The organism is Phormidium sp. FACHB-592, from assembly GCF_014695795.1.
Classification (GTDB): Bacteria; Cyanobacteriota; Cyanobacteriia; order Leptolyngbyales; family Leptolyngbyaceae; genus Stenomitos.
In genome coordinates this window covers 1-9,153 of record NZ_JACJOZ010000063.1, presented here as the reverse complement: position 1 = coordinate 9,153, position 9,153 = coordinate 1, and the positions used below count along the sequence as shown (strand labels likewise).

Below are 9,153 nucleotides of genomic sequence, written 5' to 3'. Positions count from 1 at the left end.
ATCGGTATGACCCTAGCCACGGTTCTAGCGATCGCCCTTTCGATCCGGTTTGCGCTTCGCTTTCGTCAGACCCACAAAGTCATGCCTGCGGGGTTAATGGCAGCGTTCAGTTTGGTTTGTGCCGTGATCTTTGCGCTCGCACTTGCCTTGTAAAAGGGTCACGGTATTCCCGTCGCCATGGTAGCAACAATAACGCTAAGCCTGAAATCGCCTCTAAGTTTGGTTCATGCTCTTTGGTCTCTCAATGCAAGCAAAGCCAGAAACAGAGCCACTGATCACTTGACTTCATCGCTGGCTGAGGGTGATGACGTTGCTGCCACCCGCAGCCAACCAGACCTCCGGCGCACTGGCACGGTTGCTCCGGGATGCAACTTACCAAGGCGATCGCCCAACGCCTTTCAGCTTGCTTTGACACCAAAAGAGGCAAGGCTCTGCTAATGCAGCAGTATTTTTTGCTGCTCCGACTGACAGTCAGGTTTGGCTCATGACAAGTGTGTTAGCGTCGACAGTCTCAGTCGCCCTTATATAGCAATGGCTGCTGTTGGCGAATGTATGACAACCAATCCTACAAGGAGACGACAAAGATCGGTAGGAACGAAAAATCAGACATTTTAGCGTTGGTCACCTTCTTGTCGTCCTGCCTGTAGCATATTTGCTAACAGCATCCGCTGCTACAACTAAGCCTCATAGCTTTTAAGGCAACCAACGTCTAGGGTTGTGTCGCAAATACTTTTTAGTGACACAACCGAGAATTGTAACTAGCGATCGAAGTAGAAAACAACTTTTGAAAAATCGCGCCGCAGTAAGTCCGATCGCTTGATCAGGAAGTAAAGATGGAACCCAGCAACATTGACGTCTCTCGTACTGATCAGCCTCAAGAGAAGTTCAAAAGGTTCATCAGGATCCCAGTCCGTTGTAGGAAAGATATCTTGTCGGGGATCACCTTGTAGAAAGCCCGGATAACCGCCGAGTTTATGTCCACCTCCCCCTAATAAATTCAATGCTGTGATCAGATTTTTGTCGTCAGAATCCGCCAACTCTCCTAATGCAGTTTCATAGTTCTCCCCAAAAAACTCAAAGTCTTCAAGAGCGATCGTCAGGTCTGCAAACTCTGTATCGAATGGAGTAGCAGGAGCAAGTTTTCGCTCAAACTGAAGCCTATGGTGAGTTGGGATGAAGGGATTATTGGATTGAGTCCGGTTGTGAGTTTGGGGAATGAAGTCATCAAGGGGGGCAGGAAAAAATAAAGCTGCTGCATCATTTTGTTGATGCAGATCAAATCGATAATCAAACTCCTGAAGAGGCTGGTCGGCAAGATAAAACTGAAGCAATCCGGTTTCTGGAAATTCTTCTAGTGATGGGACTTCTGCAAAATTAATCTGTGCTAACAAAACCGCAGGTTTGCCTTTTAATCGAGGATATTCAAATCCAACTGGCAGATCAGGGAAGCCTCCCAATCGGCTTTGCCCAACTGTGGGAGCCTGACTGCTCTGACTTGGCGCAACATCGATTTCGATAAACGGTTGAATCGTGCTTTCGAGTGCCTCAATTTCTGCTGTAGATAAGTCTTCCTCTAACCTTTGCCTCAGTGCTGATCCAGTTCCTAAATTCTCTAATTTGTAGGTCATAAGTAGGTGGTTGTAATTAATTGTAAGAGAGAATTTGGCAGCTTCGCTCCCAAGCAGGGGGTTCCACCCTCAAAATTATCTTCAGTTTAATTACACCCAGCTACTTACGCCAGCAAAACCAGTATGATGTCGGCTACCACTTTGTTCACCGTCCAGCTGTATAACAATCCCGTTGCACACCGACTGCATCAAGTTGGCTATCTGTTACCCTTGAGCCAGTACTAGCAGCCAAGTGCCAGCAACATCTACGAACTCAAACCGATGGAACTAATCATCTTCATCAGCATTTTGTTTCTTGTTTTCGCTCTATGCGGCGGCACTGGTGCTCAATCTGCGAGCTTGCAACGTAAACGTCGGGGCGCTTCTGATCGCTTAGCGAGTCCTATTTTCATGTTTGGTGGTGCGAGTCATAGCAATTATAGTGATAGCAGCAGTAGTAGTGAATTTTCTAGCGGTAATAGCGGTGCTAGCAGCTATGGTGGAGACTGTAGCGGCGGCAGCAGCTATAGCGGCAGTGATGGCGGTGGTGGGTTTTCTGGTAGTGATGGTGGTGGCTCTTCTGGCGGTGGCTGTTGAACCGCGCAACAATTACTGGTTGTGTCCCAGTACTGCAGGGCTTAGATGCTTACGCACGTAAGGTTGAGGACTTGCTTGCCGACGAGTGAAACGCTTAGGCAAGCATAGCAACAGAACACTACCTAGCAGTGCGCTGTACCTGACGATGCCCTGCAAGTCCTAGTGTAAGCGGCAGCTTGACGGTTCACGTCTACAGTGACCGGCGTCTGCCAGGTGCTGACCGTCCACAGACTTAAGGCAAGTGCCAAAGGGAGGCGTAGTTGCCCAGCGAGCAGCGTAATCAACTTACGGTGCAGAGACAGAACCAACCCGGTCAGAGTGATCGGGTTCTTTTTTGCCCTATGAGGCTTAGTTGTAGCAGCGGAGTTAAACTCAGCGGAGCGGTCACCCACTCCGCTGGTCTTCAGAAAGCGTCCGTGAACGATTCAAAATTCACCCGCATCATGATGCGCCGCAACGTCGAGAGACTGGGCAGTCGTTGCTGCGGTCACTGCAATAGCGTCAACCATGCCGTTTGATGTCGAGCCATAAAGTCGGCTAGCGGTCGATACCCCGTGCAACCGCTCATCGTGCCCATCAGAACCAGTAACAAGATGACCCACAGCGGGTACTCCGGTTGCGTCCGGAAATCCCGAATCGTTTGCAGAGGCTCAATGAGACTCATGCGACCACCGGTTCTAGGTAACAACCTCTCTATCTTCCATTTTCTACGACTGATGGATCAGCCCTGCTGCGATCTCAGGACTCCATCGCCCCTGTGCCGAGCGCTGTAACGCCTCTGGAAAAGCCTCATGATAGGCCGCCCGCACCTGGGCATTGACCGCCATCGTTTTCACGTCATACATTTGGGTCGCTAACTTGGGATAACACCCGATCGCAATAATCAGCCCCAGAAAACAAACCGCAATAAAAACCTCCCGGTAATTGGCATCCTTAAACTCTGCCTCCTCTGGCAAGACACAGTCCGTGCCAAAACAGTTCGCCTCTTGGTTGCCCTGGGCCTTCAAATCTAGATCATTCAGGTCACAGGAAGGCACCAGTTCACACATTTGATCAGCGCTGGCTCCATGAAACACCTGCCGTACCATCGACAGCAGATAGATCGGCGTCAGAATCAACCCTACTGCCGCCAGGAAAATGGTCACAAAGCGAAAGGTCAAACCATAGATGTCCGTTGTGGCCAAGCCGACAAAAACCGCCAGTTCTCCGACAAACCCACTCATCCCCGGCAACGCTAAGGACGCCATTGCCCCCATGGTGAACAGGGCAAACACCGTGGGCATCGCCTGCCCCAACCCACCCAACTGATTCATCATCATCGTGCGGGTGCGATCGTAGGTAACGCCTGCTAAGAAAAACAACACCGACGCAATCAGTCCGTGAGACAGCATTTGCAGCATCGCCCCACTCACACCTAAATCACTATAGGAAGCAATCCCCAGCAACACAAACCCCATGTGAGAAATTGAGGAATAGGCCAACCGCCGCTTCATATTAGTCTGTGTAAAGGAGTTCAGCGCCCCATAGACGATGTTGACCACCCCTAAAATTGCCAATACTGGCGCAAAATACACATGGGCATGCGGCAGCAGTTCCAAGTTCAACCGGATCAGCCCATACCCGCCCATTTTCAGTAACACCCCTGCCAGAATCATCGACACTGGAGAAGAAGCTTCGCCGTGAGTGTCCGCCAGCCAAGTATGAAGGGGGAAAATTGCCAATTTGACCCCAAAGGCCACCAGCAAGCCAGCGTACAAAAACAATTCCAGCCCTAAGGGAAACTGCTTTAACCTTAGTTCAGCAATATCAAAGGTGAACGTATCACCATAGAGCCCCATCCCCAGGGCTGCCACCAAAATGAAAATCGAAGCCAGGGCCGTATACATCAAGAACTTCGTCGCTGCATAGGCCCGATTTTGCCCGCCCCAAATGCATACCAGCAGATAGACCGGCACCAGTTCCACTTCCCACATGATGAAGAAGAGCATCAGGTCTTGGGCTACAAACACCCCCACCTGGGCGGCATACAGAATCAACATCAGTGCATAGAACAGGCGCGATCGCCGATCCACCTGCCATGCGGCAAACATTGACAGCGTCGTTACAAAGCCTGCCAACAGCACCAGCGGAGCCGAAATACCGTCTACCGACAGCGCCCAACTCAAGCCCAACTGCGGTAACCAGATCACCTTTTCCGCCAGTTGGAATGTCGCCTGGCTCGCGTCGTAATGCTGCCAAAAGGTATAGAACATCAGTACGAAATCAGCCATGCCAACCCCCAACGCATACCAGCGGGCAGTCTTGCCGCTTTTGTCAGGGAGCAAAGGAATGAACAACGCGGCTACCAACGGCAGCAGCACAATCACGGTCAGCCAGGGGAACTGTTCTATCATGATAAGAATAAATACCTATCCACTGAGTTAAGACCATCTTACGTAACTGTGAGACTCATCATCTATAAATCCTTTGCTGATTCGCCATGGACTTAGCCTTATGGATCTAGCGTAGAAATCGCCCAAGCCCCTCTTTCTTGTGGCTCGCTTGCCGCAGCGGGTAACTCTTCCCTACCCGAGAAAGCAGGGCTGATCTATTGAAAAAAGGAAAAGAGCATCGGGAGATCATGGGCAAGACGGCGTAAGCCCTGGGTAATGGAGTCAAAGCCGTGGTGCCGAAAGCGATTGAGCGCTATCGTTCGCACAATGGCAAAATTCGCTGGGGCATTGCCATCACAGAGGGAAGAACCATCCTCTTTCAAAACCACATCTTTGACTCAAGGCAGACGATTTTCAATGTGCCAATGTTGGCGAATGCGTTGCGCAAACGCAGCTGCATCCAGCGTCAACGAACTGATGTAGAATATGGTTTCGGTAAACGGTCGGTTCGCTCTGGTGCCCACCCGCTCCACGCGCATGATCCGTTGTACGCCCACCCGCTGCGGATTAGTCCCGGCGACACGGTCTAAGACACTCACTGTGCGTTGCGTTTGGCGGTCACGGGTCTGCTCCGTTTGCGTGTCTAGACTTTGGACTGGTACTTGCTCAAACTGAGTCATGCAATGAGAGCGAATCTGAAGCCCGAAACAACGCAAATTCGTTAACTAATAGAGGTAGATGTGGACTACGTCAAAATCTCTTAGTACAGACCGACTATCCTTGATTGCTCTTCCTACAAGGGTTTCAGCCTCATTGCATTTTATAGCAGCAACCTTCAATCACCCCATTTAGGCGGTGACAGTACGCCTGACCTCCTCTGGCGCAATGCGGCGACGGGGCTAGCCGAGGTTTGGCAACTGAGCGGTTTTAGCTATCTGCAAGCGTATCAGCTCCCTAACGTCCCGAGTGAGTGGAGCGTCAGACCCTTCACGACCGCTTAGCTCGAAACGGGCACTAGACACTGGCACAGTTCTGGCCAGCGACCAAAACCGTGCCGAAGTGAGCCATAGTCTTAGAGGATAGTCCCTTCGAGCCTTGTTACTAAAGCTCACTCTTTCGTGGTTAGTTGCACAACCCGCAACGGTACCGACCTTACAAGCTGAGAAGCAGAAGCGATCAATTACTCTGCTCCTCAACGCTCGCGTCGCTGCTGTGTCTCAATTTTGAGTAAAAGCGGTAAGGTCATGGTCTAGAAGCTAGGCTGGGAAAAATTTTCAGACAATGTGACGCTTAATTGCCAAGAACAGTGTTCTCCCCCTACTCACCCCCCTATGACTCGAACTCCGCTTCATAAACTTCCTTCTTGAATGTGTAAACAATTATGGGCACCGACTGAGCGCTTTAAAGGCGATGGGCACACTAGGCAGAATAAGCGGCTTAAAAGACCTTTCTTTTTCACACTAGAAGCTACCGTCATGACTCTTCCAGCCAAATCGCTAGCGCCAGCCAAACCCAAGAGCAAACTTTCCCTGCGAACACTCCTAATTGTCCCGTTTGTGCTCCAAATCTTTGTGGCAGTTGGGCTGACCGGATACATTTCTTTACGAAATGGACAGAAGGCAGTCAATGATGTTGCCAGTCAGTTACGTCACGAGATGAGCGATCGCTTGAATCTGCAAGTGCTCAACTATTTGAAAGAACCTTATATTGCTGGACAGGTGATCGTAGCTGCGGCTCAAGAAAGTCAGCTTGATTTAACAGATATCACCAAGCTGGAACGAACCCTCTGGCGGTTAGTCAGCCAAAACACGGTTGAACATATGCAAATTGGTATGGCTGACGGCACAAGCATCACTGTAGAGGATACATTCAACGACGGCATCGTTTCTCGCGTTGGTTACAAAGCGAACCTACCGCAACGTCTATTCTACAAACTTAGTGATCAAGGTCAACGGATCGCACTGCTCAAAACTCAGGCAGAGTTTGACCCCCGTGATCGACATTGGTATGAAGCTGCACAAGAAGCTGGAAAAACAACTTGGACATCCAAACCCTACATTGGTAACACAGTTAAGACGGCTTCAATTGCTCTATCTCAGCCAATTTACGACGGTGATAGAACATTCTTGGGAGTGCAAAGTAGCACCTTTCGGATTGCCAAAATTCATCAGTTTCTAAGTGAGTTAAAGGTCGGTCAAACCGGACAGACGTTTATTATTGATCGATCGGGCAATCTGATCGCCAGCTCAACTATTAAAGAACCTTTTCTTATTGACTTGAAAAAGCAGAAGTTGCAACAAATTCCTGCCGTCAAGGCTGAAAGTGCTGTCATTCGTGGGACAGTGCAAGCCATCCTTGATCGATTTGGCAACTTTACCGCTATTCAACAGAGTCAGCAGCTTGATTTTAGGCTGGCAGATCAGCGGCAGCTTATTCAAGTTTCCGCTATTCGAGACGAACACGGCATCGATTGGCTCAGCGTTGTAGTGGTGCCCGAATCAGATTTCATGGCACAAATCAATGCTAATACTCGCACCACAATTTTGTTGTGTTTAGGGGCTTTGGCAGTGACAACCGCACTGGGTCTTTTGACTTCGCGCTGGATTACCAAACCGATTTTGCAGCTACAGAAAGCGAGTCAGGCGATTAGCTCCGGTCACCTTGATCAAACGGTTCAGGTGCGCGGTATCCATGAATTAGAATCGCTGGCAGATTCCTTCAACCAGATGGCGGGTCAACTCCAAGGCTCTTTTATGGAGCTGGAAACCCGCGTTGAGGCACGCACCGCAGAACTGAAAGCAGCAAAACTGGTAGCTGATGGCGCGAATCAAGCCAAGAGCGAATTTCTCGCCAACATGAGTCATGAACTCCGCACGCCTCTTAACGGTATTCTGGGCTACGCTCAAATCCTCAACCGCTCCAAAGTGCTGCCCATGAAAGAGCGTCATGGGGTAGAAATCATTCACCAGTGCAGTTCCCATTTGCTGACGCTGATCAACGATGTCTTGGACTTGTCCAAGATTGAAGCCCGTAAGCTAGACTTTGCACCGAAGGCAATTCACTTCCCTTCATTCCTTCAAGGGGTTGCCGAAATCTGCCGCATTCGTGCTGACCAAAAAGGGATTGATTTCCTTTACGATCCGGACCCGCAGTTGCCCGAAGGGCTTTTTGCTGATGAAAAACGGCTACGTCAGGTCTTGCTCAATTTGCTGGGCAATGCGATTAAGTTCACCGACATCGGGTCTGTCCAGCTTAAGGTAACCGTGATGGAAAATGCCGAGATGGAGCATCACGCCAATCCGTCCATGCGTCGGATCAAATTTCAAGTGGAAGATACAGGCGTAGGCATTGCGCCTGACCAAGTGGATAAAATCTTCCAGGCGTTTGAACAAGTGGGCGAGCGGCAGCGCCAAGCCGAAGGTACAGGTTTAGGACTAGCGATTAGCCAAAGAATTGTGCAGCTGCTGAACGGGCAAATTCAGGTCAAGAGCCAGCCTGGAGTCGGCAGCGCTTTCTGGTTTGAGGTGGAACTGACGATCGCCACCGATTGGGCACAACAAAACTCCCTCACCACTGGCAAACAAATGATTGGTTATAAAGGACAACGACGCAGCATTCTAGTGGTGGACGATCGGTGGGAAAACCGAGCCGTTCTCGTCAACTTGTTAGAGCCACTCGGCTTCCAACTGACTGAGGCTGAAAATGGTCAAATAGGCTTGGAAAAAATCCGCCAGTCTCAACCAGACTTGGTGATTACAGACTTGGCGATGCCAGTCATGAACGGCTTTGAACTGCTCAAGCAGGTTCGTGGTGCCAAGGATTTGCAACACCAGAAGATCATTGTTTCTTCTGCCTCAGTCGCCCAAGCTGACCAGCAGATGAGTTTAGACGTCGGGGGAGATGATTTCTTAGCCAAGCCAGTCGAAGTCAGTGAATTATTTAAGCTCTTAGCTACTCACTTAAACCTGGAGTGGACTTATGAAATGACCGCTGCAAGCGACTCTCCGTTATCGCCAACGACTGCATTGCAGTATTCGGAAGGAACGATGCTGCCCTCCGCAGTCGAGTTAAAAACGCTACTAGACCTGGCACAGAAAGGTAACTTAAAACGGTTGCGGGAACACATAGAGCAGCTAGTTCACTCGAACCCTCGCTACGCTGGTTTTGCCGCACAGGTGCTTCAGCTTGCTAAGCAATTTAAAGCTGAAGAGATTGAAGCGTTGCTGCAACAGTACTTAATAGAGGAAAAAGCTCATGTCTAGTGCTGCCTTAATTCTGGTGGTGGACGACACCCCTGCGAACTTAGAAGTAATTTGTGAAACCTTAGGTGATGTGGGATATGAAGTCGCCACTGCGATCAACGGCGACCGCGCTCTGAAGCGCATCCAAGCTCACCCTCCCGATTTGGTCTTACTGGATGTGCAGATGCCAGGCATTGACGGCTTTGAAACTTGCCAACGGCTCAAGGCAGATCCCACTACCGCTAGCATTCCGATCATCTTTATGACTGCGCTCTCCGATGCTGCTAGTAAGGAGAAAGGCTTTGCCTTTGGTGCTGTGGACTATATTACCAAGCC

The 9,153-nt window shown here is 50.0% G+C and carries 9 protein-coding genes; 4 read left to right on the top strand and 5 right to left on the bottom strand.

Translation table 11 applies throughout. The features are described from left to right. The first annotated feature begins 279 nt into the window (after window positions 1-279). Entirely contained in the window at window positions 280-438 is a 159-nt protein-coding gene (locus H6F86_RS16800; protein ID WP_190449885.1) for a hypothetical protein, read from the top strand. Between the two features lie 320 nt (window positions 439-758). Here H6F86_RS16800 and H6F86_RS16795 read toward each other — a convergent pair whose 3' ends face one another. Then, complete coding sequence (locus H6F86_RS16795) at window positions 759-1,628, bottom strand: YwqG family protein (RefSeq protein WP_190449884.1); 870 nt, start codon at window positions 1,626-1,628, stop codon at window positions 759-761. Between the two features lie 261 nt (window positions 1,629-1,889). On the opposite strand from H6F86_RS16795, the gene H6F86_RS16790 reads away from it, so the two are divergent. Continuing rightward, window positions 1,890-2,204: a hypothetical protein gene (locus H6F86_RS16790; protein WP_190449883.1), complete on the top strand. Its 315-nt coding sequence runs from the start codon at window positions 1,890-1,892 to the stop codon at window positions 2,202-2,204. A gap of 425 nt (window positions 2,205-2,629) precedes the next feature. On the opposite strand, the gene H6F86_RS32325 is transcribed toward H6F86_RS16790, so the two are convergent. From H6F86_RS32325 to H6F86_RS16770, 4 genes are all read right to left on the bottom strand, one after another. Then, on the bottom strand, window positions 2,630-2,806 hold the full coding sequence (locus H6F86_RS32325; RefSeq protein ID WP_242033563.1) for a hypothetical protein: 177 nt from the start codon (window positions 2,804-2,806) through the stop codon (window positions 2,630-2,632). A 105-nt stretch (window positions 2,807-2,911) separates the two neighbouring features. After that, the gene (locus H6F86_RS16780; protein ID WP_199305334.1) at window positions 2,912-4,597 is read right to left on the bottom strand and encodes an NAD(P)H-quinone oxidoreductase subunit 4; all 1,686 of its coding nucleotides are present in this window, start codon (window positions 4,595-4,597) and stop codon (window positions 2,912-2,914) included. A gap of 194 nt (window positions 4,598-4,791) precedes the next feature. Beyond that, window positions 4,792-4,965 carry a hypothetical protein gene (locus H6F86_RS16775; RefSeq protein WP_190449881.1) on the bottom strand — a complete coding sequence of 58 codons (174 nt, stop codon included), beginning with the start codon at window positions 4,963-4,965 and terminating at the stop codon, window positions 4,792-4,794. 9 nt (window positions 4,966-4,974) lie between these two features. Then, a complete protein-coding gene (locus H6F86_RS16770) occupies window positions 4,975-5,256 on the bottom strand; it encodes a hypothetical protein (protein WP_190449880.1) in 282 nt (93 codons plus the stop codon). Window positions 5,257-6,051: 795 nt separating this feature from the next. On the opposite strand from H6F86_RS16770, the gene H6F86_RS16765 reads away from it, so the two are divergent. Continuing rightward, on the top strand, window positions 6,052-8,838 hold the full coding sequence (locus tag H6F86_RS16765) for a hybrid sensor histidine kinase/response regulator (protein ID WP_190449879.1): 2,787 nt from the start codon (window positions 6,052-6,054) through the stop codon (window positions 8,836-8,838). Next, on the top strand, window positions 8,831-9,153 hold a 323-nt coding region (locus H6F86_RS16760), incomplete at its 3' end, for a response regulator (protein ID WP_190448879.1). The genes H6F86_RS16765 and H6F86_RS16760, both read left to right, overlap by 8 nt.